25 protein-coding genes are annotated in these 25784 nt (G+C 44.1%); 10 read left to right on the top strand and 15 right to left on the bottom strand.

Annotation, left to right across the window (positions count from 1 at the left end; genetic code table 11):
• Window positions 1-67: 67 nt before the first annotated feature.
• A complete protein-coding gene (locus H6F66_RS05820; RefSeq protein WP_190419155.1) occupies window positions 68-271 on the bottom strand; it encodes a hypothetical protein in 204 nt (67 codons plus the stop codon).
• Between the two features lie 382 nt (window positions 272-653).
• Here H6F66_RS05820 and H6F66_RS05815 point away from each other — a divergent pair, with 382 nt between their 5' ends.
• On the top strand, window positions 654-1505 hold the full coding sequence (locus H6F66_RS05815) for a M48 family metallopeptidase (RefSeq protein ID WP_190419153.1): 852 nt from the start codon (window positions 654-656) through the stop codon (window positions 1503-1505).
• 50 nt (window positions 1506-1555) lie between these two features.
• On the opposite strand, the gene H6F66_RS05810 is transcribed toward H6F66_RS05815, so the two are convergent.
• Window positions 1556-2308, bottom strand: coding sequence for a metallophosphoesterase family protein (locus H6F66_RS05810; RefSeq protein ID WP_190419151.1), 753 nt, complete (start codon window positions 2306-2308; stop codon window positions 1556-1558).
• 323 nt (window positions 2309-2631) lie between these two features.
• On the opposite strand from H6F66_RS05810, the gene miaE reads away from it, so the two are divergent.
• Together miaE and H6F66_RS05800 are read left to right on the top strand one after the other, a co-directional pair.
• Window positions 2632-3264, top strand: a complete 633-nt coding sequence (gene miaE, locus H6F66_RS05805) for a tRNA isopentenyl-2-thiomethyl-A-37 hydroxylase MiaE (protein WP_190419149.1) — start codon at window positions 2632-2634, stop codon at window positions 3262-3264.
• 315 nt (window positions 3265-3579) lie between these two features.
• The gene (locus H6F66_RS05800) at window positions 3580-4077 is read left to right on the top strand and encodes a GNAT family N-acetyltransferase (protein WP_190419147.1); all 498 of its coding nucleotides are present in this window, start codon (window positions 3580-3582) and stop codon (window positions 4075-4077) included.
• 359 nt (window positions 4078-4436) lie between these two features.
• Here H6F66_RS05800 and H6F66_RS05795 read toward each other — a convergent pair whose 3' ends face one another.
• The 4 genes from H6F66_RS05795 to H6F66_RS05780 all read right to left on the bottom strand — a co-directional run bounded on the left by H6F66_RS05795 (window position 4437) and on the right by H6F66_RS05780 (window position 7416).
• Window positions 4437-5171, bottom strand: coding sequence for a DUF1995 family protein (locus H6F66_RS05795; protein WP_190419145.1), 735 nt, complete (start codon window positions 5169-5171; stop codon window positions 4437-4439).
• Between the two features lie 53 nt (window positions 5172-5224).
• Window positions 5225-5509, bottom strand: a complete 285-nt coding sequence (locus H6F66_RS05790; RefSeq protein ID WP_190448073.1) for a hypothetical protein — start codon at window positions 5507-5509, stop codon at window positions 5225-5227.
• Window positions 5510-5803: 294 nt separating this feature from the next.
• Window positions 5804-6958: a cysteine desulfurase family protein gene (locus H6F66_RS05785; RefSeq protein ID WP_190419142.1), complete on the bottom strand. Its 1155-nt coding sequence runs from the start codon at window positions 6956-6958 to the stop codon at window positions 5804-5806.
• 77 nt (window positions 6959-7035) lie between these two features.
• A complete protein-coding gene (locus H6F66_RS05780; protein WP_190419140.1) occupies window positions 7036-7416 on the bottom strand; it encodes a hypothetical protein in 381 nt (126 codons plus the stop codon).
• Between the two features lie 274 nt (window positions 7417-7690).
• Here H6F66_RS05780 and H6F66_RS05770 point away from each other — a divergent pair, with 274 nt between their 5' ends.
• The 4 genes from H6F66_RS05770 (at window position 7691) to H6F66_RS05755 (ending at window position 12733) form a co-directional block, all read left to right on the top strand.
• Complete coding sequence (locus tag H6F66_RS05770; RefSeq protein ID WP_190419135.1) at window positions 7691-9427, top strand: phospholipase D-like domain-containing protein; 1737 nt, start codon at window positions 7691-7693, stop codon at window positions 9425-9427.
• 117 nt (window positions 9428-9544) lie between these two features.
• Entirely contained in the window at window positions 9545-9919 is a 375-nt protein-coding gene (locus H6F66_RS05765) for a hypothetical protein (RefSeq protein ID WP_190419133.1), read from the top strand.
• A 179-nt stretch (window positions 9920-10098) separates the two neighbouring features.
• Window positions 10099-11292, top strand: a complete 1194-nt coding sequence (locus tag H6F66_RS05760) for an NAD(P)/FAD-dependent oxidoreductase (RefSeq protein WP_190419131.1) — start codon at window positions 10099-10101, stop codon at window positions 11290-11292.
• Window positions 11293-12067: 775 nt separating this feature from the next.
• Window positions 12068-12733, top strand: a complete 666-nt coding sequence (locus tag H6F66_RS05755) for an HAD family hydrolase (protein WP_190419129.1) — start codon at window positions 12068-12070, stop codon at window positions 12731-12733.
• 180 nt (window positions 12734-12913) lie between these two features.
• Here the strand turns inward: H6F66_RS05755 and H6F66_RS05750 are convergent, their stop codons facing one another.
• The 4 genes from H6F66_RS05750 to H6F66_RS05735 form a co-directional block, all read right to left on the bottom strand.
• Window positions 12914-13180 carry a hypothetical protein gene (locus H6F66_RS05750; RefSeq protein ID WP_190419127.1) on the bottom strand — a complete coding sequence of 89 codons (267 nt, stop codon included), beginning with the start codon at window positions 13178-13180 and terminating at the stop codon, window positions 12914-12916.
• 490 nt (window positions 13181-13670) lie between these two features.
• Window positions 13671-14720 carry an LD-carboxypeptidase gene (locus tag H6F66_RS05745; RefSeq protein WP_190419125.1) on the bottom strand — a complete coding sequence of 350 codons (1050 nt, stop codon included), beginning with the start codon at window positions 14718-14720 and terminating at the stop codon, window positions 13671-13673.
• Window positions 14721-15128: 408 nt separating this feature from the next.
• A complete protein-coding gene (locus tag H6F66_RS05740) occupies window positions 15129-15842 on the bottom strand; it encodes a DUF4079 domain-containing protein (RefSeq protein ID WP_190419123.1) in 714 nt (237 codons plus the stop codon).
• A 25-nt stretch (window positions 15843-15867) separates the two neighbouring features.
• A complete protein-coding gene (locus H6F66_RS05735) occupies window positions 15868-16332 on the bottom strand; it encodes a DM13 domain-containing protein (RefSeq protein ID WP_190419121.1) in 465 nt (154 codons plus the stop codon).
• Window positions 16333-16892: 560 nt separating this feature from the next.
• Here H6F66_RS05735 and H6F66_RS05730 point away from each other — a divergent pair.
• A complete protein-coding gene (locus tag H6F66_RS05730) occupies window positions 16893-19142 on the top strand; it encodes a glycosyltransferase (RefSeq protein WP_190419119.1) in 2250 nt (749 codons plus the stop codon).
• Here H6F66_RS05730 and H6F66_RS05725 read toward each other — a convergent pair.
• The gene (locus H6F66_RS05725) at window positions 19139-20746 is read right to left on the bottom strand and encodes a glycosyltransferase family 39 protein (protein ID WP_190419117.1); all 1608 of its coding nucleotides are present in this window, start codon (window positions 20744-20746) and stop codon (window positions 19139-19141) included. The genes H6F66_RS05730 and H6F66_RS05725 overlap by 4 nt on opposite strands.
• Before the next feature lie 187 nt (window positions 20747-20933).
• Between H6F66_RS05725 and H6F66_RS05720 the strand changes: the two genes are divergently transcribed.
• Entirely contained in the window at window positions 20934-21149 is a 216-nt protein-coding gene (locus H6F66_RS05720; RefSeq protein WP_190419115.1) for a hypothetical protein, read from the top strand.
• 137 nt (window positions 21150-21286) lie between these two features.
• Here the strand turns inward: H6F66_RS05720 and H6F66_RS27540 are convergent, their stop codons facing one another.
• Entirely contained in the window at window positions 21287-21544 is a 258-nt protein-coding gene (locus H6F66_RS27540; protein ID WP_199295410.1) for a YgiT-type zinc finger protein, read from the bottom strand.
• Between the two features lie 253 nt (window positions 21545-21797).
• Between H6F66_RS27540 and H6F66_RS27535 the strand changes: the two genes are divergently transcribed.
• A complete protein-coding gene (locus H6F66_RS27535; RefSeq protein WP_199295411.1) occupies window positions 21798-21971 on the top strand; it encodes a hypothetical protein in 174 nt (57 codons plus the stop codon).
• On the opposite strand, the gene H6F66_RS05705 is transcribed toward H6F66_RS27535, so the two are convergent.
• From H6F66_RS05705 to H6F66_RS05695, 3 genes are all read right to left on the bottom strand, one after another.
• Window positions 21972-23366 (bottom strand): serine/threonine-protein kinase, encoded by a 1395-nt coding sequence (locus tag H6F66_RS05705; protein ID WP_190419113.1) that lies wholly within the window; start codon window positions 23364-23366, stop codon window positions 21972-21974.
• A gap of 237 nt (window positions 23367-23603) precedes the next feature.
• The gene (locus tag H6F66_RS05700) at window positions 23604-24710 is read right to left on the bottom strand and encodes a serine/threonine-protein kinase (protein WP_190419111.1); all 1107 of its coding nucleotides are present in this window, start codon (window positions 24708-24710) and stop codon (window positions 23604-23606) included.
• 87 nt (window positions 24711-24797) lie between these two features.
• Window positions 24798-25718: an NAD(+) kinase gene (locus H6F66_RS05695; RefSeq protein ID WP_190419109.1), complete on the bottom strand. Its 921-nt coding sequence runs from the start codon at window positions 25716-25718 to the stop codon at window positions 24798-24800.
• Window positions 25719-25784 lie beyond the last annotated feature (66 nt).

The following is a 25784-nucleotide window of genomic DNA, read 5'->3' as shown; positions in this document are numbered from 1 at the left end:
CATGAGTGTCGTCAGGAAGTGGTGTGGCTGACTGGATAAGTAAATCTGCTGAAAAAAAGAGGATTATTTACTCTACTACGCGCAACCATCCATTTTTTAGCTTGTCAAGGACTCGATTTACTTGAGCTTGCTCTTCGGCGTTTAAGGCTGTTTTCGATAACAGTGTGGACATCAGCCGCCGTTGGTCAGCGCGAGTGATTGTGCGAGTGATTAATAAATGCTCAACTAATTGACCAATACTTCCCGATGTTAAATGTTCTTGAGCTTGCATATATTAAACGTGAGGATATAGATACTATCTGCATTTTCTGTGAGGCTGCCTGGTTACTTCATCGGCATAATCGCTTAATTTGCTTTTCGGAAAAATGCTTGTCTACGTGATATTGCGTAGGAATCTGGCAAGGCTTAAGCGATCGCATTTTGATGGTGTTGAGTTAACGGCAGGATAAAGGATAAATTCAATGATTATCTTTATTTTTAGGACTTATCGCTCTTATCTTGACTATTTAGGCAAAAATCTCTTTTTTTGAACAAAAGTTAGAAAACTATGTGCCAGGGGAATCCTAGAAAGGCAACCAAGACTTGCTGCTTTGCGTCTTGGATTCCAGAGTCTTTGATTGCAGCTGTTTGAAGTATTCTTGCGCGTATTGGCTATGAAGTTGAATCCGTTATCGTTTTTTTATCGTCAGGCAAATCGCCGCTGGTTATACCCGTTGCTGTCAGCGGTGATGGCGCTATTTATTTGGGTAGGTTTGCCGCAACCAGGGCAAGCGATACCCTGGTTAGACCTGATTTTGCGCGGCGTTCAGGTGATTCAGATGTCGAATGTTTCTGATAGCCAGGAAGTTCAGATTGGTCGGTCAATTAATGAACAACTGGTGACTAGAGAAATTCGCTTGTATCGTAATCCGCAAATAACCCGCTATGTTAATGAGATTGGTCAGCGGCTGGCTAGTAGTAGCGATCGCCCGGATATTCCTTATACTTTTCAGGTAGTTAACGATAAAAGCGTTAATGCTTTTGCTACGATGGGGGGCTTTGTCTACATCCATACTGGCTTGCTAAAGGCGGCAGATAATGAAGCTCAGCTGGCAGGTGTCTTAGCTCACGAAATCGGCCATATTGCTTCCCGTCATGCGTTGGAGCAAATGCGCCAAACTGCGATCGCTCGCGGTGTGGCGGCTGCTGCTGGCTTAGACCGCAATTTGGCGGTGCAAATTGGTGTGGATCTAGCTCTACGCCGTCCGAACAGTCGCAAAGATGAATTTGAGGCTGATCAAAAGGGTCTGGAAACCTTAACAAATGCAGGCTATGCCCCCGCAGGGATGGTGGGTTTTATGGAAAAGCTACTCCGAGGCGGCTCGGTGCCTAATTTCTTGAGTACCCATCCGGGGACACAGGACAGAATTAACGCCTTGGAACGTGCCATCGACCCGGCGACTGCCAATGTGGGCGAGGGACTGGATGAGTTGGCTTACAAGAGGAACATCCGCGCCCTCTCCTAAAAGACAAACTCTTCAAAAAGGCAATCCTTTGAAAGGATTGCCTTTTTGCCTTATGGTCTAAGCATATGGCGACGCATTCTACCCACCTGTGATGGATCGATTCGCGTTACGGCTTCTGATAGTGAGAGTTTGCGAACGCGACCGCGCAAGACGTTGACTTGATATACAAGGTTGTTGGTGATGTCCAAGCCTGTCAACCAGCCGCTTTTTTGGTGGTAGGCACCAGTATCAATGTCTAGCCAGCCATTTCCTTGGGCTAATTTCCCTGGTGTCACCCCAGGCAAGGTGAAGGTGATGGTGTGACCTGTGATGATTAGTTTATCAGGGAAGTATGGTTTGGCTATACTGTGGAATTCTTCCCGAATCCAACAAAATTCTTCAGCGCTTTGCTTTTCGAGAGGGATTTGCGGATGAACGCCTGCGTGAACTAACCAAATGTCGCCTAAGTCTAGGTGTGTTGGCAAGCTTCGCATCCAGTCTATATCTCCTTGGGGAATGCCAGCTTCGCCATAACTGTTGACGGTGGCGTGTCCGCCACTATAAAGCCATCCTTGCAGGGCTGGGCCATATACTTCTCCATCGCCCAATACGTCTATTAACATTTGCTCGTGGTTTCCCAGGAGGCAGTGGTAGGAACTTTGCTTGACAAATTTCACAACCTGAGCGCTCTGAGTCCCCCGATCTATTAAGTCCCCCAAAAAATAAACTGAATCTTCATCAGAAGGCGCGATCGCTTCTAATAATCTCATTAGGCCGTCGTAGTGGCCATGCACATCACCTATCACAATGCGACGGTGGGTCATTTTGCTTTTCCTAACTTCCGATTTCTCACAACACTGGATAGTGCCGACTATTATTAAGGTGATGCACAGCCTGAAGTAGGGAATGCCTGCCTAAAAATTAAAAATCAAAAAAGACACACTTTAATTTATAATGTATAATCTTCAATTCTTTTAAATGGCGGTACTTCCCAGATTGTAAGTATGGTAGACTACAGTTCAATCATATCTTGCCTAGCCTTAGTAGCATATTTAAGGGTTTGGCATATCCCTTGCGGATGAACAAATATGTCTGAGCTGCCCACTGGGGACAAAATTCAGACTAAAATCCTCTGGCTTTTGCTTGAATGTTAGAAATTTCCAAAAATTCTGAGCTTAGCGCCTCTTCAGTAACGCCGCCAACGATAGTCGCTTTGAAGCAACCAACCAGTCAGGCTTGGGTAAAGATGGCGATCGCTAACTTGGACACGATCCTGTTAGACCATTCCCACTGCGAACGAAAAGCTGCTGGCGTAGCTTTGAATTTGATGTTTCGCTACCCTTCTAATACTCAGCTGGTGCGGATGTTGACAGCGATCGCTCGTGAAGAACTAGAACACTTTGAGCAAGTCAATCAGTGGCTAGAACGCCGCCACATCCCTCTGGGACACCTCTCGGCTCCTCCCTATGGTGCTGGAATGAAGGCGCAAATTCGTCCCCAGGAACCTCAGCGATTGTTGGATTCTCTGCTTGTTTCTGGTTTAATTGAGGCTCGCTCTCACGAACGGCTGGGATTACTTGCTAATCACTCTCCAGATCCCGATCTAGCCAAGTTTTATCGCAGTTTGATGGCATCTGAGGCTCGTCATTATGGCGTTTATTGGGTGCTGGCTAATACTTACTTTGAGCGTGATGTTGTTAAAGAGCGGCTGGAAGAATTAGCGGTTGCCGAAAGTGAGTTGTTGGAAACTCTGCACCCAGAACCGAGAATTCATAGTTAAAAACCTGATATTAGTAACCCCTCTTTGCCGACAAAGAGAGGTTACTATAGCAATTCAAGGGTTGGGTGCCATACATCTGTAAGGACATGGCATTGCCATGTCCCTACCTTGGTATTGGGAACGTCAGAAGCGTAATACATTCCACCCATCTGAAAAACACTATAATACTTCACAACTTATTTTGTATAAGTATATCTAAGATAAATAATATTAGCTTATATTTACCTTATTAAGAATAAATTATCAGAGAGTATGGTGTTGCAATAACTTGACTTTTTTGATAATTATTTGTAGTTCCAATGGTTGAAAACGGGCATGAAAATACAATATGGTAATTTTTTGATTCGGAGTTGGGAAGAAAGCGATCGCGCAGCCGCAGCTGATGTTATCCATTCAGTATTAACTGAGTATGGCTTGCTTTGGGAGCCAGAGGGAGCCGACAGGGATGTGCTGGAGGTAGAAAAATTTTATCTCGATGCTGGGGGTGAATTTTGGGTAGTGGAAAGACTTGGGCGCTTGGTGGGAACTGGTGCTTATTATCCGGTACATCGGGGAGAAAAAGCGGTAGAAATACGCAAGATGTATTTGTTGCCAGAGGTGCGAGGGCAAGGGTTAGGTAAGTATTTGTTACATCAGTTGGAGAAAGCGATCGCATTCCTTGGTTTTCAAGAAATTTGGGTGGAAACTGCCAGCGTTCTCCAACAGGCAGTTAAACTTTATGAAAATAGCGGTTACAAAGAAACCGAGGGCGTGGAGACAACCAGATGCGATCGCGTCTATGTCAAACTATTAGATTTAATTCCAGGAAAATAAAGGTAACTTAGTTTTCAAATGATAATGAGTAATGGATATATTTGTCACAAGTTATGTTTAATTACGTCGGCTATTTATAGATTATTTTTTATAAATTTATTTGCTAATAGAACCGTCCCTAGCAACGCTGCGGGAGCATCCGATTTTTGCAAATATAACCCACAGGCTAGAAGCCTCGATGCTGGAACAACAAAGCTTGCCAATGCAAAAGCTTGATATTACTAGCTTGCGTTGGCAGGCTTTGTTTGTTTAGACGCGACTTTAGTCGTCGGGCTTAAGACTGAAGCTGCACTTTATCAGGCGAAACCAGCAGGACGCGCTCAAATTAAAAATGGGGCATTCTTCATTTTTAATTCTTTTTAACGACTCAGGGCGCGGATGAATCGTTGTAAATTGGTAAACAATCCAGATTTTTTAGGTGCTGGGGTGTCGCTGGTGCTAGTGCTGGTGCCTGTAGCCTGAGCGATAATTTGATCGAGTTCTTCCCCGACTGGTCTTTCGGAGACTTCAGCAATCAGCTTGTAATCGTCGCTAGTTTCCAGCCAGACTTGCCAAGATTGAGGATAGCAACGAAGTAAGGCAGCACCTTCTAGGGATCGGAGGTAGTAGCAAGACTCCAGGGAGACGAGGAAGCGATCGCGCAATTGTCGCGCTGCATAGCCAATCCCCACGATAGAGGGATCTTCTAAGCGGGGGTTGAGCATGACAACGGGACGATCTCCGGCATATTCGCACAGCTTCTCGACTTGCAGGACTTCTACCGAGGAAGGCTCAACCAACAATATAATCTTGTCTTCTGGCTGAATTTTATCTTCTAGGGAGCTTTTGCTGGTGCCAATATCTTGTATTTTAAAAGGCACCTCTGGCCAGTCGCGACGAGCCAGAGCAGCTGCACCAGCGTCAGGGAAGAAAACTTTTAGCCCAGAACCTATGTCTTCAAAAGCTGGGATAAATTGCCAAGCTACAGGCATAATTTTGAGTTCTGGGAAGACTAACTCAACTTTTAGCCTGGTGTAACCATTTGCGATCGCGGCTTTGGTAGCTTCGCGGGATTGGGCGATCGCTTCTTCTAGAGTTTTGGGAAGTTCTGCCATAGTCAATTGAAATTGCGTTTTCACTTCTTAAGGTTAGGTGAAGTAGCGTCGGTTTAGGGTCTGATGTTATAGCGATCGCTTCTTGCTTTCAACCACGATTCTAAGTCGAAGCCCGTAACCTGACGCAGGTAGCCGTAAGTCTCCCTACCTACTCTTAGTGTCCAACCACCCATCCTGCAAGCATTGATAGCTTGTGGCATATCATTTCTGACTATCAGGAATACTGGGTTATACCCCATTTGACGCAAAAGCTTATCTTGTCCTTCTCGAATTGCCGTACCAAAATTATCACAAGTTTGTCTGCACACCTGAATTACGATGCGTTCCCAACAGCCCAACTGTCTACCCTAATACTGTTTCTTTTTAGCGTTAATTGCTTGAGTTAAGGAAAACGCTAGCATCAAATCGTCTTCTTCTAAAAATTCTTCAATGAACAACTTAGCTGCCAAAGACTGGAATGGTTTTCGCGGGTTGAACAAGAGAGTAAATTTTTAGAGGAAGCTTTCTCGTAACAAAAATAAATTTTCCTTCAGTTATTTCAAGTGGAATATCTCCTTTAATGTGCAGGTAGGAATTTGAAGGTTGTTCTATTGTGAATGCCATAGGTGATTTTCAATTTATGATATGTTTCATTAACACTTAGCTAAGGCTAAGGGCATCAATCTTTGCAAAACTTGCTTTAGCACCATCGCCGCCCAGTCTACATCAGCTTCGGTGGTATCGCGTCCCAGAGTGAGTCGAATTCCTCCTAAAGCAGCTGCATCGCTGTAGCCCATTGCCAGCAGCACGGGGCTAGGGCTGAGTTTACCGCTGCTACAGGCTGCGCCAGCACTGATGGCAATTCCAGCGAGGTTCATCTGGCGCACGAGGGTCTTTCCGGTGATTCCCCCAGTGACGGTGAAGCTGACGTGATGGGGTAGGCGATGCAGTCTGTCGCCAGTGGGTATGAGGTGGGGGCTGTCAGATAAGAGGGAGAAGAGGCGATCGCGTAATTTTATCAATCTTAATGTTTCCGTTGCCAATTCTTGCGCTGCCAGTTCTGCTGCCACACCAAAACCAGCAATAATTGGTACAGCCTGCGTCCCGGAACGCAACTTTAATTCTTGTCCGCCACCGCACAACAAGGGTACTAACTCCACACCAGGACGCACATAAAGCGCCCCAACACCTTGAGGGCCATAAATTTTATGGCTGGAGAGAGATAGCATATCCACGGGTAGCTGCCGCACATCTATGGGCAACCGTCCAGCCACCTGCACAGCATCGGTGTGAAACAGAACACCTTGGGAACGGGCAATTTGTGAAAGTGCCGCAATCGGTTGTAGCGTACCAACTTCGCTTTGACCGTAAATTACCGAAACCAAGACTGTATTGGGTTGTAGCGCTGATTCTAAATCTCTGGGATTCACTCTGCCTTTAGTATCCACTGGCAAGCACGTCACCTCCCAACCCCATAATTCTAGTAACCGTGCTGGTTCTGCCACAGCTGAATGCTCAATGCTGGAGATAATCATATGCTGAGGCGATCTATAGCTGCGGGCAACCCCCATAATTGCCAAATTGTCTGCCTCAGTGCCGCCAGAAGTGAAGATAATCGACTCTGAGGAAGGTGCGTTAATTAATCCCGCAACCTGCATTCTTGCTTGTTCGAGTTCGGTTGCTGCCCGTTGTCCCCACTCATGCAAGCTAGAAGGATTCCCCCAATGTTGGGTAAGAACTTGCTGCATGGTAGCGATCGCCTCCGGGCGAGTGGGCGTGGTGGCACTATAATCCAGGTAAACTTGCATGGTTGCTCAAGCGACAGGCTTCCTACACTTTCAGCATATAGCGCCAAAAGCCTGAACAACGAACAGTTAACCAGACTCTATCCGCCCGGTTTGCAGACGTTATATTCTTCGTGGGACATAACTTCTTCCGGTACCAGTCTGCTACCGCAGTCGCGGCAAATCATCCGGTAGTCGCGGCTTAAGGGAATACTGATGATTGTGCGGTTGTGGCGTAGCCGCTTTCCCTTAAATTCTGTATAGTTCCGGGTATTTTCCAATCTAGCAATGATGGTACGCGCCTTTACCACCAAATGAGCTGGAAGGTGTCTCAAATCAATGGGGTCGTTGGCGAAGGTTTCCTCCCACTGCTGTTTTTCCTGTTTTTTTTGAACCCAAGTGGCGCGTTCAGAGGCGCACCGATGACAGATTTGCCCATAGCCCTTGTGACCGCACGGAAAAGTCTTTTTTCTTGTTGTCATAAAAAAATAGTGGCGTGGCTTTTGGCACCCCACCCCCACAATGCTGCTACCCTGTGGAAACTCTCCGCCGTGAAGGCGGTTGGACAAAATATAAATTTTATCCGCTTGCAGTTTATGTTAATGCAAGAAGGGCGAGTTTCTGAGAACGGTTTTCGTTTTTTGGGTCAAAAAGTTATGAAACCTTTTAATACGTGAGTTTATTGTGTGGGTGGATGAGCGAAAATTATGTTTTCACGACGTAATAAAACTGCGGCCTGTTAGCCAACATCTCACCGTGAATCTCTTTTCCCTGACTAAAATCCGTTTGGGGTATGTATTTCTCATAGCGCTGACTCTCGCCGCCTGTGGGCGGGTGCAGTCGCAAAATCCCATCCTTAAGCCCCTGCCTCAAGATCCGTTTGTTCAGGTATACTTCAACCACGCGGCTACATCAGAATACATTGAGCCTTACCGACTGCAAAAACGACCGGGAGATGACTTAGAGCATCATATTGTGGATGCGATCGCTGCTGCTAAATCCACAGTCGATGTAGCGGTACAGGAGTTGCGCTTGCCTAAAATTGCGGCGGCGTTGGCGGAACGCAAGCAGGCGGGGGTGAAAGTGCGGGTGATTTTGGAAAATATCTACAGTCGCCCTTGGAGTAGTTTTACTGCTGCTGAGGTGGCGAAACTACCGCCAAGAGAACGCCAACGTTATAACGAATTTCGCCAGCTAGTAGACCGAAACGCCGATAATCAACTCACGAGTGCGGAAATTAATCAAGGAGATGCCTTGGTAATTTTACGCAACGCTGGTATCCCCACAATTGATGATACTGCTGACGGTTCCAAAGGCAGCAGCCTGATGCACCACAAGTTTGTCATCGTTGATGGCACAAGTGTAATTGTTACTTCAGCAAATTTTACTTCTAGCGACATTCATGGAGATTTTTCCGCACCTAGCAGTTTGGGAAATGCTAATAACTTATTAAAAATTGATAGTCCTGAAGTGGCATCCATTTTTACCCAAGAGTTTAACTTAATGTGGGGAGATGGGCCAGGAGGCAAACCTGATAGTAAGTTTGGTGTCAAAAAGACGTTTCGACCAGCGCAACAAGTCAACCTTTTAGATACTACTGTCACCGTCCAGTTTTCTCCAACCTCGACTACACAATCTTGGAATCAAAGTAGTAATGGCTTAATTGGCAAAACCTTAAATACGTCTGCCCAATCTGTTGCTCTGGCTTTATTTGTTTTTTCAGATCAGCGTCTGGTTAATATTTTGGAAGCCGACCATCAAAAAGGAGTGCAGATCCGGGCTTTAATTGACCCAGATTTTATCTATCGTCCCTACAGCGAAGCTTTAGATATGATGGGGGTTGCTTTGAGTAATTCTTGCAAGTACGAAGCCGAGAATCGCCCTTGGCAAGAGCCAATTAAAACTGTTGGCGTACCACTGCTACCAAAGGGAGATTTATTGCATCATAAATTCGGGGTTGTGGATGGAAAAGCTGTAATTACAGGTTCTCACAATTGGTCAGATGCTGCCAATACTGGCAATGATGAGACGGTTTTGGTAATTCAAAGCCAGAGGGTTGCGGCTCATTACAATCGCGAGTTTGAGCGTCTTTATGCTAATGCACTGTTGGGTGTTCCTGATAGGATTTTACAAAAAATAAATGCTCAGGAAAAACAATGTCGTCCGGTAAAAAATGCTTCAGGAGCGCAACCCATTGTAACTCCTTCTCCCCTCTCCCAGAACGGGAGAGGAGTTGGAGGTGAGGGAAAGACTGGAATGATTCCAGCTTCTAAAATATCTGAAAAAAGCAAAAATCAAATTCCTCAAAAAGTCAACCTCAATAGGGCAAGTAAAGAAGAAATAGAGGCTTTGCCGGGTGTTGGGCCAAAGCTAGCTGGGCGTATTATTGAGGCGCGTCAGCAGAAACCTTTTACATCGTTACAAGATTTGGATCGAGTGCCAGGAGTTGGCCCAAGTTTGTTGGAAAAATTACGCGATCGCGTGACTTGGTAAGTAGGGATTTGAAGGGATGTTAGTTCCAAGTCCTGAAGAAGAGGCGGCTAAACAACAACGAGCTGAACGTTTAACTGAACAATTACGTGTAATGGGAATTAATCCTGAGATTGACACATGAATGAGACTACAGTGCTATTTCGTCCGGTTGGACAAAAAGAGTGGGATTTGATCGCAGAAAGCGGCTACACTGCGTTTCCGCCTCGGCTTCCCTATCAACCAATCTTTTATCCGGTACTAACGGAGGCGTATGCTGTGCAAATTGCTAGAGATTGGAACACCAAAGACGCAGCTTCTGGCTATGTTGGCTATGTCACCAAATTTCAGGTGAAAACGGAATTTATTGCGCGGTACGAGGTTCAGACTGTGGGGAGTTCTCGACATCAGGAGTATTGGATACCTGCTGAGGATTTGCCCCAGTTCAACAGTAATATTGTGGGTAAGATAGAAGCGATCGCAGAGTTTAGACCTGAACAGGGGAGTCAAGAATGAGCGGCGCATTTACTCTCCTTCAAAAAGACGAAATCGCCATTCGTCGAATGTGAGACGGCTGACACAATTAGATGAACTCCACGAGGGGAAATATTTAGCTCGCTGGCTGATGGCTATAGAACGGCAGAATCAGTAGACTGAAAGTAGTTGCCCAGCTAGAAGTGTCCGCGCATCCAACTATGACCCAGCAACCTGCACGTATCTGTATACTCGGTGGCGGCTTTGGTGGTCTTTACACCGCTTTGCGCTTGAGCGAACTGCCGTGGGAAAGGTCGGAACGTCCCGAAATTGTCTTAGTCGATCGGGATGACCGCTTTTTGTTCACACCGCTACTGTATGAACTGCTTACCGGGGAACTGCAAACCTGGGAAATTGCCCCGCCGTTTCAAGAAATTCTGGCTAACACGGGTGTACGCTTCTGTCAGGGTGTCGTGGCTGGAATTGATATCGAGGAACATCTAGTACATTTGCACGACGGTCAAGATTTTGCCTACGATCGCTTGGTGTTGGCGTTGGGTGGGGAGACTTCCCTAGACATGGTACCGGGAGCTGCTGAGTATGCTTTTGGTTTCCGCACTATGGCTGATGCGTATCGTCTGGAAGAACGCCTGAGAATTTTGGAGGAGTCGGAAGCTGATAAGATTCGCATCGCGATCGCGGGTGCTGGTTACTGCGGCGTAGAGTTGGCTTGTAAGTTGGCTGACCGTCTTGGCGATCGCGGTAGGATACGCTTGATTGAACTAAGCGATATGATTCTGCGAACTTCAACCGACTTTAACCGGGATGCAGCGCGGAAAGCTTTGGAAGACCGAGGTGTTTGGATTGATTTGGATACGTCGGTTGAGTCGATCTCACCGACGACAATCTCGCTGGTGTATAAAGGACAGGTAGACCCGATTCCGGTGGATTTGGTGCTGTGGACGGTGGGAGTGGGCATGGCGGATGCGGTGCGAAGCCTCCCTGTCAAACAAAATCAACGCGGTCAATTGACTACTACGCCGACTCTGCAACTGGTTGACCATCCAGATATCTTTGCTCTCGGCGACCTTGCCGATTGTCATGATGTCACGGGACAAGCTATCCCCGCAACGGCCCAGTCTGCGTTCCAGCAGTCTGATTTTGCCGCCTGGAATATTTGGGCATCGCTGAGCGGTCGTCCTTTGCTTCCCTTCCGCTATCAGCAATTAGGGGAGATGATGACGTTGGGAACCGATAACGCCACGCTGACAGGTTTGGGAATCAAACTGGATGGTACTCCGGCTTACATTCTCCGCCGTCTTGCCTATCTGTATCGGATGCCATCGCTAAATCATCAGCTGAAAGTCGGCTTGAATTGGATTACTCAACCTTTGGTTGATTTTTTGTCTAAGTAGCTTTCACCCCACCACCAAGCCCCGGTTGGATCTTCACGAGCAAGGTGATTTCATTTATTAAAAGAAAATTCTGTAACGTTGATTTTGGTTGGCGGTAGGGGCATGGCAATGCCATGCCCCTACAAAATGTCGCAATTTTCGATATTTTCTAAGGGTTGTATGAAACCATCCTGCGGTTGGATCTTCAGGAGGGGGTTAAGAGATATAGTTATCAGGTGGGTATTAACCACCATATTTTGCTTTGCTTATTAATGAGCAAAAAATGCTTAAATATTTTAAGAAAATTAGTTATGGCTTTTATAGCCCGCATTTTTTATGGGGTTGTATTTAGCGGTATTTCCTAAGCTGTTTGTAGTTATACATAGGCTTTGGGTCATTTTTTAATTAACTAAATTAGAAGCAATATTGCCAAATAAAAAACAAAAAGTTTATTTAAGTACCATTATAATTATCCGATATTTGAAAGTTAGATAAAATGGATGATTGATAAAAATTTCATCCCTTAATCTTGGTTATTACTGAATTGCCTAGAGCATTTGGCTTAAGCATTTGCCAGTTTATCAAGATATCTGGAGAAGCTTGCACTGGTAGCAAAATCTAATTTTTATCATGGGGTTCGTTGGTTTACTCGGAAATATCAGTGAGTTTACCTTAATATCTTGCGATCGCGCTATGGCTTGATTCTGAATAGGCAGTTTGCAGCTTTCTACTGGGATACGCTCAATGACATGATAATGAATATAGTGGGTGGTGTTGTAGGGTTTGCAATCTAGAGATGGAACACGAAAATAGCCGGAAGCGTCCCAAAGTGATTTTTGTCGATGCTGTTGGCACTATGTTTGGGGTGCGGGGTAGTATAGGCGAGGTGTATGGCGCGATCGCGCGTCGGTTTGATGTGGAAGTGTCGCCAGAAGACTTGCAAAAAGCTTTCTACGAGAGTTTTAAAGCTTCGCCGCCGCCAGTGTTTCCAGGTACAGAACCCCAAAAAATTCCCGATTGCGAGTCTGATTGGTGGCGTGCGATCGCGCTTTCCACTTTTCACAAAGCTGGTGTTCTCGAAAAGTTTTCCAATTTTGCCAGTTTTTTTGACGAACTCTACAACCACTTTTCCACCCCTGAACCTTGGTTTGTTTATTCAGATGTCCCTGCATCCTTGGAAAAGTGGCGCAAGATGGGAATTGAACTGGGTGTGGTGTCAAATTTCGATTCTCGGATTTATTCGGTTTTGCAATCTTTAAATTTGATACAATATTTCACTTCCGTAACTATTTGCTCTGAGGTTGGTGCTGCTAAACCCGATCCACAGATTTTCGCCGTCGCGTTGCAAAAACATCAGGCAAAAGCTGAGGACGTATGGCACATTGGCGACAGTCACCAGGAAGATTATCAGGGAGCAAAAGCTGCGGGACTGAAGGGTATTTTGTTGAAACGGACAGAGTAGTTGGGGATGCGATCGAGCTAATTTTACAGCTTCCTAATTATTGTAAAGCAGCTTAATGAATTAATTACCGAGGTTTAGATGGCTCTTGTCACCTAAACCTCGGTAAAGAACTGATTACCTGCTTTAAGGATAAGCAGTGTACAGCCTGTTATCACTCTGGAGATGACAGGAGTCAGCGTTTTATGCACTCCTGACTAACTCCTGTACATGATGAATAGTTTCACCAGCACATTCCACCTGTACTGCAATCTGATTGTTTTGTTCATCAACCCAAGAATCACCTGTAGAGAGAATGACTGTTGCACCATCAGGAATTTCTTCAAGTGCTTCAGGGTTCTCCAGCAAAAAGTCTAGATAATCAAATGCAACGGCTATATTAGCAGTTGCCATCTGCTGGCGTTGCTCATTGGTTAAGTTGCTGCCTATACTGTTCAAGTTGTTGTTCATAGCGTTGCCTCTCTTTTTCCCAGGATTCATCTAAAAATCGCTTTGCCTCTTTCATATTCATCTTATTGTCCATCTGGTCTGATAACCAAACTTTCTTGTTTTCCTCGCCTGAAGGCGAAAGGATATCAAGATGAGGGCGATCGTGGAAATCATTAGCACGTATTACTGCATACCACTGACCTTCTGATTCAAATTGACACTCAAGCTGTATACTGTAAGTTGGTCGTTCATTAGGGCGGGTTTTAAACTGAACTCTAAAGCGATCTTGATGGGTAAGGGGAATAAAAATTCTTTATCGAAAATCTGTAAATTACTTCGGCTCATATTTTCTTTTGCTATAGACTTATGGATAAAATGTTTTTTATATTATTTAATTAATAACACTAACTCTTATGTTTTGTCAAAATTTAGGTAGTTGTCTGTGTATAAATTTAATTAACTTTCACAAATAATGCTTTCCTTAAACAAAGACCTCTGTCTTAGAGTCAATTCAAACCACTGCTGGTTCTAACATCCTAATAGTCCCAGCAGTGGCATCAATCTCCACATCTAAACCAATAGGAAGCGTAACTATCGGTTCAATGTGACCAATCATCGCGCCGTACCAAGAGGGAATTCCTAATGGTTGAATATGATCCCAAACTACTTCTTCAAGGGTGAGAGAACCATAATCAGCATCAGGTGAACATCCTTTACATTGCCCGAAAATAAAACCAGCTAATTTATTAAATACTCCGGCAATTTTTAGGTGAGTCATCAAGCGGTCGATGCGGTAAATATTTTCATTAATTTCTTCTAAAAATAAGATAGCACCGTTTAAATCGGGCATATAAGGAGAACCTACAATTCCCGATAAAACTGAAAGGTTGCCGCCAATAAGCTTGCCTTGCGCTCGACCGGGTGTTATAGTTTGTTGGCGATATTTTAGCTGCATCAATCGACTTTCATCGCCGTCATCTTTTAGGTTTTGAAAAGTCATGGTTTCGGCAGATTCTAAGACGCGGCGGAAAGAATCAGTTTGTTTTGTTCGCCAAGATGTCAAACCGTTGGGGCCGTGAAATGTAACTAAGTTAGTTTTAGCGTTAATTCCCAAAATTAACGCTGTGATATCGCTGAAACCGACAATAATTTTGGGATTTTTGCGGATGAGTTGGTAATCTAAATATGGTAGTATCCGACTGCAACCCCAGCCGCCACGCATTGGGAGAATAGCTGTTACTTTCGGGTCAGCAAAAAACTGATTGATGTCTGCGGCGCGGTCTTTATCTTTGCCCCCTAAATAACCATATCTGTCGAGGATATGGGGAGCAAGTTTGGGAACCATTCCCAGTCCCCGCACTACATCTATGACGATATCGAGTTCTTCCCGGAGAAATGTTGCACTAGCGGGACTGACAATTCCCACAATAGAACCGGGTTTTAAACGGGCGGGTTTTAAAATTGGGGGAGTTGCAGCTTTTCCTGATTTTAAGGGAGAAGCGATGAGGGTAGCGATCGCGCTTTTGGCAACTGTTTCGATAAACTGACGGCGGCTGCTCATGCGGGTATAATTTTCGTTACCGGACAGGAATGTAATAGCATTTTGGATGAAAAATTAATAGCGATCGCCCAAAATCATACCTGTAAACATAAGTTAAAAAAACAATAGCGCCTTACGAGACTTTATATTTAAGCTGATAGACATATTTTTTGCCTTGATAGCGATCGCTATTTATGCCAAGTTCTCTTGGTGCTGGGACTAGGAGTTTTAGGCGCGATCGCTTTCTCTGTAGCAGGCGCAGACTCTCCTACCCAAAAATGCGTAAATCTTATTAAAACATCCTTTAAAGGTAATTAATCCCGTCATTTGTTTTTTTTATAGAATTTCACTTTATATCCGCAACAGATCCATTTATTGCCAATATAAAGTGAAATTCTATGATGGTAACAAGAGAATTTCGTTTAAATATTAACTTTTCGGTGGTGCAGGAGGAGGACAAGTTTTATTAGCAAAATCACACTGATAAATGGTAGGTTTCTGCCAGCTTAAAGGAATTTCTAGCAAGTCTCGCGTCCCGGTCATACCTTGTCCTAGAAATAGTAAAAGTGCGATGCAGTTCAAAATGATGTGAACATTGCGCCAGCGATTTGATTTGTCTTTATAGATATCCTCAATAATTGCTAACGAGAAAATCATCAACATTGCAGCTGCAATGCCGATGTAATAGTGTGACCAGTACCACTCATTATCTCGTCGAAAAACGCCTTCTTGGAACCCCAAAATAACTAAACCTGCACCTGTTAAAGTAGCAAAAACTCCTCGCCAAAGTCCCTGTCTGGCTTTGTATAGGAATATTAACGAGGCAATAGTAGCTGCAAACATTAGTACGATGAAGACAACTTGAAAAGGGTTTTTGCTTCCAATGTTATCTTTCAAAATATGTCCAAAGATTGGGTAAGCAAGTCCTATCAAGGCAACTCCAACGACCGCAGCTGAAAGCCATTTCCCGATTTGAACGTGTTCTTTACCAACAACTGGAGAAATTTTGCTTTTCCCTTCTTTATTTTGCAAACGGCGTTGACGAGTTTGCCAAGCGAAGTGAACGACAATGCCAATCAGCGGGAAGACGAATGTAACTGCGATCGCGGGATGAATTAAAGCTGTCCAATCTGCAATTTCCATAACAACCTCACTATGGGTTAATTCACTAGCTACTCAACAAAGCAAAACCAAAAGTAGCATTGAATTGGCGACACCAAATCGCCACTGAACGAAAGTCTGCGGGATTTACATTAGCAGGGATAGCATAGCGTTGAGTACCGCTCACTTTTTGCAAGCGACCAATGCTTACATAATCTTCTTCTTTTATACCTGATACTGGCGGTTTTTCGGAACGATGCAAGATAACAAATAAATCCGGGCCATTATTGGTTTTAAAAGCTTCATCTAACTCTATATAGTTTTTCCCATTTTCTGTCACCACACTAACCATTCCCATAGTAGGGTGTTCTGCCGCTACAAACTTTCCAGATAGGGGTACTTGTGCAACTGACTTAGCTTCTGGGGTTATTGATGCCTCAGCTTGGGTAGTTGCTTGATTGGAACTTACCTCTTTGGTACAGCCAACAGTCAAAAGGGCAACGGCACACACTATTGCTATCTTCAACTTCATAACCTCATCTTCCTCTACATCATTTTTACTGACAATCTACCCTTAATGTTGACATCGAAAGATGAGTTTTTCCTGAGAAATTGGCGGGAAAACGCTTAAATATATATCTGCTATAGCAATCCTAAATGATTCGTGAAACCCTGTAGGGACAAGGCAACGCCTTGTCCCTACAAGCAGAATACTCGTTCACAAGTTAAATGGGATTGCTATAACTAGAGATTAACATAGTATTAGTTTGAGTTCATGTAAGACTTAGTAATGATTTCAGCCCCTTATCATTTTTGCTCTATTGACACATGGGTGAAAAAAACTATTATTATATGTAACGTTGCTAATACCAGTCCAACCTACTTTTTTTTTTAGTATATGTTAGTTCTCTAACATTCTAATCCTGTTTATGGATTGTTTGAAGCGGCTTGTATGCAACGATTACACCGAAACCAAAAATATATTGAGTTACAATCCAATTTGATAGCTAAGCAAAATTTAATTTATTCAGACTATTGGGAGATTAATTTAGAAGAATTGAATACCAACCTAACTTTGAGGAATTAACAGGAATGACGACTTCGCAGATTAATAAGCAAATGTCAAAGCGTCGTATCCTGAAGCGCGTGTTTCGGCTTCGGGTCGCAACGCTGATCATGGTGGGGATTGTGGCTTTTGCGGGCGCGATCGCTGCGGCATGGTTTGCTGGTGAAGGGACGATTAGTTACCTGTTTGCCGAACTACAAAAATGGCAAGAAAAGCCGCCTATGTGGGTGGAAGCGCCAATGGTTGCTGGCAAATATCTGCTAGTTCCCACGATTGCTTTGCTGCTTACTGTCTTGGCGGTGATGAAAATTTCCCCGCTACCTAATGTTAAATCGCGGTTTTTTGTGGTGGGAATTTTGCTGGGGCTGACGAGTCGCTATATTGTCTGGCGATCGCTTTCTACCCTGAATCTTGCCGATCCCCTAAATGGTATTTTTAGCCTGGGGTTATTTGGCATGGAAATGTTAATGCTAGCTAGTAGCATTATTCAGTTGTTTTTGATGCTAAACGTGAAAGACCGAAGGAAAGAAGCTGACCAGCTTTCTAAGAATGTCCTCAACGGCACTTTTACACCATTTGTAGATATTTTAATTCCCACTTACAACGAATCAGTTTTTATTTTACGGCGCACTATCATAGGCTGTCAAGCTTTAGATTATGCCAACAAAAAGATTTATTTGCTCGATGATACTAAGCGCCCAGAAATGGAACAATTGGCTGAAGAACTGGGATGCGAGTATAAAACAAGAGCAGATAATAGTCATGCTAAAGCGGGAAATCTTAATCATGCCTTTCCTCAAACCAAAGCCGAATTAATTGTTGTATTCGATGCTGATTTTATCCCCACTAAAAACTTTCTTACCCGCACGGTAGGCTTCTTTCAAGATGAAAAAGTCGCCCTCGTACAGACACCTCAAAGCTTTTATAACTCTGATCCGATTGCCCATAATCTAGGCTTAGAACACGTTTTAACACCAGAAGAAGAAGTTTTTTATCGGCAAATTCAGCCAATTCGGGATGCAGCAGGCAGCGTAATTTGTTCTGGTACTTCTTTTATTGTCAGACGCAGCGCTTTGGAACAAGCTGGTGGTTTTGTAACAGATTCACTCAGTGAAGATTACTTTACAGGAATTCGTTTATCTGCCCAAGGTTACCGATTAATTTATTTAGATGAAAAATTGAGTGCCGGATTAGCCGCAGAAAATATTGCTGCTCATGCTACCCAGAGACTGCGATGGGCGCGGGGTACTTTACAAGGATTTTTTATTGAGTCGAATCCGTTAACAATTCCCGGACTAAGCCCCTTACAAAGACTGGCTCATTCAGAAGGATTGCTGCATTGGTTCACCAGTTGGGCGCGGGTTTATTTTCTGTTGATGCCGTTAGCATATTCATTTTTAGGCGTTATTCCCATCCGGGCTACAGCTGCTGAATTGTTGTATTTCTTTGTACCTTACTATGTGGTGCAACTATCTGTTTTCTCCTGGCTAAATTACCGTTCGCGCTCAGCTTTGTTATCGGATATTTATACTTTAGTGCTGTGTTTCCCCCTAGCACTGACTGTATTTCAAGTAATGCTAAATCCCTTCTCAAAAGGCTTTAAAGTAACGCCAAAAGGGATATCACGCGATCGCTATGCTTTCAACTGGCGTTTAGCATGGCCTTTGATTATCTTATTCCTAGCAACATCGGTCAGTTTGTGGCGGAATTTGGGAATGTGCATGATGACTAATGGCACAGCTGAGGTATACAAAGGTATCAACTTGGGTTGGGTTTGGAGTGGTTATAATTTGCTGATGATTGGCATCACGTTGTTAATCTTGCTGGATGTTCCCAAACCCGATCTGTATGAATGGTTTGATTTGAGGCGAGTGGTGCAGATAAATGTGGCAGGGCAGAATTATTGGGGAATTACCAAGATAATTTCAGAAGCTGGCGCTCAAGTAATTATGACCCAATTGCCACCGATTTCTTCCAATGAACCATTGCCCGTAACGCTGGCAATTATGGAGGAAGAAATATATCTAGAAGGACAAATTATTTCTACTGGTTTCACTGATGAATTTCCGACAGTGCAAGTGACATTTGAGCAGTTGAGTCTTTCTGAACATCGGCGATTAGTAGAAATGTTGTTTTGCCGTCCTGGTCAGTGGAAGCGTCGGGATACCCCCGGTGAAATTAGTTCTCTGTTGCTAATTTTCAAAATTTTGCTGCGTCCGCGAGTGTTGTTTGATAGAAATCGAGGAATAAGCGCGATCGCTGTCTCTAAAGTTTAGGGTTTTACGAGTTTTGAGAGCCAGAGAAAATTGTCATTGTAAAGAGGCTCTATTTTAAAATTAGACTCTTTCTTAATTTTCTCCTGAAATTGCTCCGAAAGATTTAATAAAAACACATCGCTAAAACCTTGAGGAATATTAAGAATATTCATAAAATCTGGCTGCGTATTACCTGGAACTACCATAAGGCGTACTTTTTCCTCGAATACATAGCTAAGAGCCAGGGAATTGCCGAAATTAATCCCAAAAGAATTCGTAATTAGAAGAGGAGCCTTTGCTTCATTGACTATTTCTGAAACTTGATAATTGTGATAACTAACTACTTTGTTCCAAGCCGTCTCAGCTTGAGAATTAATTGCACAAGAAACAATACCTGCTGAAATCAGTGCAGCCATCACTATCTGCCAAAATTTCTGTTCTAAAAACCTAGCCGATGTAATCCCAGTGGCAAGTAGATAAGCAATTGATAGCTGAATACCCAAATAAAAAGGGACTATATACCGGCTAGAAGTTGAACGTTGTCCTCCTAAAATTAAATCCGGAAGCACTAAAGCTAAAGTTAAGGTTCCCATCAAAGTTAGAACAAATAACCAAACTTCCTTTTTGGTATTTTTGCAGATAAAATAAATTGAGTAGCTAACCAAAATTAAAAAAATAGGTAAGGTTAAATAGGTTAATAGAGTATCAAAGCCAAAGTCGCCTTGGGTTAAAATAAAAGCACGATTAATGTGAATTCCCCACGTTTTTAGCCAAGCTATTAAGGGAATGGGTACAGCTGTCCAGTTTGCTCCTGTTTCCGACCAAGTAGCGATCGCAATTACCAACCAAGGAGAAAACAATAGCACCGCCATCAGGGATGCCAGTACGAAGGCAGCTACTTTTTTAGTAAAGCGGAAGCCTTCAATTACAATTACATAAATTCCATGTCCGATTCCCACCAATACAGAAAATGGGAATGTATAGATACTTAATGCTAAAGTGGCGGCGTAAATTCCCCATGCCCGAATATGGTAAGTTTTATTTCCATCTTTTGTGGTTAGTCGTAAAGCTCGCAGCAGTGTAGCACTTGATAACAAAATCGTCACCGTCCATAGGCTATATTCCCGCGCTTCCTGCGCGTATAAAACATGGAAAGGGGAGACAGCAATTAGAGCGATCGCTACCCATCCCACTAGCGGCGACTCAAATAATTCCAGGCATAGCCAATAGACACAAGGGAATACCAGCAAGCTAAACAGCACTGATAAACTTCTCGTGACTGCTACCGAATTACCAAACAACTGCACCCAAAATCTTACTAATATGTAATAAAGTGGCGGATGCTGAGCATCATCGATTGCTAAAGCTTTAATAGTATCAATTAAGCCTTTTTCAGAATTAGGACGCTGATACTTTTGTAAATCTTCGATGCCAATTACTTGACCATTAAAAAGTTGCTGATTCACTTCTGCACTGGTATAGCCAGAAATTCGCAATGAAGTATAAGCTTCATCGTGCCAATAAACTTTTTTGTCCAGATTAACAAAGCGAAAAAAAACGCCGAGTACCAACACAACGATAAGAAAAAAACCAAACCATGTATTAGGCAGGCTCAAATTTCGCATAAATATTTTCTATTTTGGTCAATCTATCTATTGATAGATATTTTAAAGTAGCAGCATCGCGGTTTCCCAAGTTTAACCCAATCTTGGAATTAGTCAAAAATCATCCAATCGGGTAACTCAGCCGGATGAAGTGCGTTAGTTACTGCCAATCGTACTCTAATAGTTACTCTGATTCGGTGCTTTAGTTATGAAAACCTCAGCGGCGTTATTTACTCTAAATAGAATTTGGCAAGGTTTTCTCAGATTCCTGGTTAATGCTTCAGAATTGCGTGTTTGGCAGGTTTCTGATGGTCACGGACATACTTATTGGCGTGCTTACGATCCTGTTAGTGGTCGCTCTAGCTATCTTGGCTCAGAAGCTGAGGTGCGTTCGTGGATTGAGCAACGTTATTACAACAGATGATAGCTGTTTGTTATAAGAAGCGATCGCGCTGGTGGTGTGAGGAATACGATCGCTTGTTCAGTTGCACTTTTTCGTTACACAAAACTAGCTACTTCCACAGGACGTTCAACAGCTAAATTTTTACGATAGAGTTTAATTCACTCAATTTCATGAAGGGTTTCTGCTGTGAAGTAGCTTTCACCGCAAGGAGGATAACTTACCCCTGGAATATTTTCTATTAGCAGCAAATCTTTGCCTTTCCCATATGTTCTAGTAATCCTGCGGATTGTCACACCTTCTTGTCCACAAATATCGCACACCATCTGGTACTTTTCTCTTCTTGTGACTTGGTTGCACTTTAACAGTTTCAAACGCGATCGCACTCTTGATTGAATTACAGACGCGATCGCATTCAAGATGATATCTTCTTAAACTGATACAATACTTTCTGCTTTACATAATGCCTCGCCAACAACGTCAGTTATTACCTGGATACTGCTATCACGTTACAACACGCTGTAATAATCGTGAATTTCGCTTGACACGATTCTCAGTGGCATCGCATCCAGCCTTTTTACAACTTGGAAAAACCTTGGATGAATGCGCTGCTAAATATCGAGGATTTTGTAAAAAAGACTGCCCCCAACCCAAGCCAGAGGAGAGAAACCATTGGGGGAGCCAATTATTGGCTGGAATAGTAGTCAAGGGAAAACCGGGAAAACAGAAAAAACATCGCCAGGGGAAATGTGCCTTCCTTTGGAGCGGTGCCAGGTATCAGATCCACAGGAAGTGCATTCTGTTGCAGAAAAGTTTGTTTTAGCAAATAGTTACAATCCTCTGTAACTAAGCAATGCTACACTTTACAAGTCTCGATACGAGAGAAGATAACAAAACCCAATTACTTATTTCTCTACCATTTATCCATAAAGGGTGCAAAGGGTAAAAAGGGTGCAACCACACCAAAGCCGGGAGATGCCCCTCTGCGGCATTGAGGGTGAAGGTCAGGTTACTGTTGGAGAGCCATTCGTCTTTTTGTTTCACGTACCAGCCGACGCGATCACCAAACTTCTTATATATTTTTAAGTCCCATTCGCCGGGTTTCACCACGACCCCTTCGCCGGGTTTCCCAGTGACGCTTTCCCAGATGCGCTTTTGTACGCTAAAGCCAAAGCGCCCATTGCTGTATTTTACCCAGAGAGTGTCAATCGTGCGGAGGTCGGCACAGGGAAATTCAGATATATCGTTTGATGTAACATCCCACCATCTTTCTTTACCGATTGCCTCTAGCATCCTATCTGCTGTTTCTTGGTCTGCTTGTTTCCAGTTTCCAGATGCTAGTAACTCTCGCAGTTTGTTGTAATCTATTCCCTGCTCGGAACTCCGATCGTCACCAGTAACCTCTGGAACCAACATCTGCAACCACTCCCCCATCGATTGAGGGCGGTTTTCCGGTTCTAATGCCATCCCTGACAGAATTGCCTGATTTAAGTCTTTGCTAATCCTGGGATTGTGTTGCTGTGGTGCCACTAAATCAGCGCTGTGATACCTGCGATCCCAAGCAGCAGCCGGATATTCACGGGTAACGGCATAGTACAGCGAGGCAGCGAGACAGTACACATCTACGGTAGGCGCTACACTACCCATCATTTGCTCGTAGGGAGCAAAATCTTTATTGGCAAAATGTCTTGAAGTAGGGCTTTTAGGAAGAATTTCTCCAGCCAACCCAAAATCTATCAAAATAGCTTGAGACAGACGGGATAAATCAGCATCTCTACCAGGACGCAGCATGATGTTACCAGGATGGGTATCTCGATGTACCAGCTTCCTTTGATGTATGAATACCAAAGCATCCCCAACCTGACGAATATACTCCACCGCCTCAGTTTCAGGTAACGCCCCCTTGCGCTCTACTAGGTCAGATAAATTCTCCCCTGCAATATACTCCATCACCAAGCACGGCATATCGCCTTCATAAAAGAAGTCGCTAACCCGCACAATATGGGGATGAGGATTGGCACACAGTTTGGCTAGCAGTTGGGCTTCTTTGATAAATCGCTCTACATACCGGGCATATTCTCGATCCTTTCTCAAAAATGGGTTGGGAGTTTTGATCACAAATGTTAGATCATTCAGCCTCCCATGTCTTGCTCTGTAAGTAACCCCAAATCCTCCTTGCCCTAGAACGCTGTCAATGACGTACTTGCCATTGTCCAACTGCTGCCCTGTCGTCCAAAACATAATTAAAATTTCTCTAGGACTACATTCATTTTTACACAGGCTTTTTAATCCATTACATCTCGGTTAGTGATGTTTAGCCCCAGGAAAATCGCCCTAGATGTGAGATGTCTGGAGTTCAGATACCCGACTTCTTTAAGAAGTCGGGTATCTCGCCTTCACGAATTATTTAGGGCTGCTATATATAGCGGTTCTCAGTTGGGTCGAATATATCTGTAGGGGCATGGCAATGCCATGCCCCTACTTCTTTGGCAGCGATTTAATAGGCGAAATTTGCGGTGTTGAAGTGGTAGCTGGCGACGGTTCTGAAGAGGATGGCGAGTCAGGATTGCCGAAAATAGATTTCAATTGATCGCCATACATTGCTAACAACACCGTTACTAAAATTGATAGGATTCCAATCACCACTGCTATCCACAAATTTGCGACTCCTAACTTAACTTGTTGCTCTGCTAATCGTGTCTGTCTATTTGATTCCGCTTCAATCTGCGGATTAGAGCCACCAATCGCCTCACGCTTCCATCCCAAATCGTCCAGCCATTCCTCTACTGACTTAGGGCGCTTTTGAGCATCTAGTTCCATCCCCCGAAGAATAGCGCGATTAACCTTATCGCTAATCTGAGGATTTATTTCTTTTGGTAGCTTCAAAGCAGTATTGTTAAGCTGACGCTCCTTTGCACTGGTGGGCAGTTGTCCTGTTAATAGGTTGTATAGCGTTGCTGCTAGGGAATAAATATCGGTATAAGCTCTTAATTCAGCAGTTCGCGAGTAAAGTTCAGGCGCAGCAAAATTTGGTTCAGCCTCCGTATCAAGAACGCTTGCACTCAACTTGCGGTCAAAATCCCGCGCTAATCCAAAATCAATTAAAACAGCCTCACTCTTACCCGACCTAATCATAATATTGGCTGGTTTCACATCCCGATGCACTATCTGCTTCTGATGCACCACCATTAAAGCTTCACCAATCTGCTGAATATAGCAGCGAGCTTCTTCAATTGACAAAATAGCGCTTTGTCGATGGGCTAGATCAATTCCAGCAACATACTCCATCGCAATACACCACAGTTCTTTGTTTTGGGAAGGCTCCTGTTCTAGAAACGGTTCCTCAAGCATCCGCACAATATGAGGATGTTGGCATTTAGCCAGTTTGAATGCTTCTTTAACAAAGTTTTGCTCAAACCTGTTAAAGTCTGAGTCATTCAGCAGAGCATCATTCAGGGTTTTTATGACAACCCTTTCACCTTTGGCATCTTTAGCGAGATAGGTAATACCAAAGCGTCCCTCCCCAAGCACTTTCTCGATAGTGTACTTGCCGCCCTGTAACAAATGTCCAGCCGCCCAAGCCATTGCTCACAAATTTAAAACGATTGGGTTAATTCTGCCACAAAGCTCCTGAGAAAGCTGGCGCTGATTTGTCGTAACTGCTTACTGCTCCTAATTGCGGTGATTGTTACTATACCGAATCCTAGCTCCTGCCCACTGGAGTTTTTCTCGTAACGTTTGGTAATAGGAATAGTTTTCCCGCAAAATAATAAACTTAGCCAGACAATTTGCCATGCGGATGTCTACCCGCTGTCCGGGCCAAATTGCAGTTGCCATCACCCCATCCATCCATAGTTTAGTGTTTAATTCGTAGTCAGCTAAAGGCCAGACGCTCACCACAGAACCGGAGGGGATGACAATTGGGCGACTGGAGAGACTCAAAGGGCAGATTGGGGTGACGGTAATAGCTTCCATGCCAGAATGGACGATCGGGCCGTTGGCAGAGATGGTGTAGCAGGTGGAACCAGTGGGCGTGGCGACAATCAGCCCATCCCCTTGATATTGATCGACCACCTCGCCGTCAATTTCCATTTCTAATATCGAGGTAATCATGCGGTCGGCGGAGGCGGGTTTGATGCACATTTCATTCAGTGCGAGGAAGCGATCGCTCACCGGTTCCATATTCGTGCGATCGCCCTCAAATAACGCCGCCTGCAACATCATCCGGCGTTCGATAGCATAGCGATCCTCCTCTAACCTGTCCCAAACCTTCTCAGTGTCTTGAAATTCCTCAAATGGCTGTGTTAAAAATCCCAGATGTCCCCCAACATTCACCGCCAAAATCGGGATTCTCTCTGGAGATAGATGCCGAACCGCTGCCAATGCTGTGCCATCTCCACCCAGCACCAACGCCAGATCGATGCGGTGCATTGCGGAAGCCAAAAAAACCGGATAGGGATTATCCTTCGCCCCACTTGGCCCCATTAAAACATGGCAATTGCGTTTTTCCAGTTGCCTAGCGCATTTTTCTGCCCAACTGCGGCTTAGGGGATCTCCCGCTTTGTGAGCAATAATAACGTTTTTCAGCTCCACTGATTATTTACCCTAAACCTATAGAGCGCGATCGCGCGTGCTTATTTTTGCGTTTGGGCGATCGCC

This window comes from Trichocoleus sp. FACHB-6 (assembly GCF_014695815.1).
In the GTDB taxonomy this organism is placed as follows: Bacteria; Cyanobacteriota; Cyanobacteriia; order Cyanobacteriales; family FACHB-T130; genus Funiculus; species Funiculus sociatus.
The sequence above is the reverse complement of the archived record's forward strand: the minus strand, read 5'-3'. Positions and strand labels throughout refer to the sequence as shown.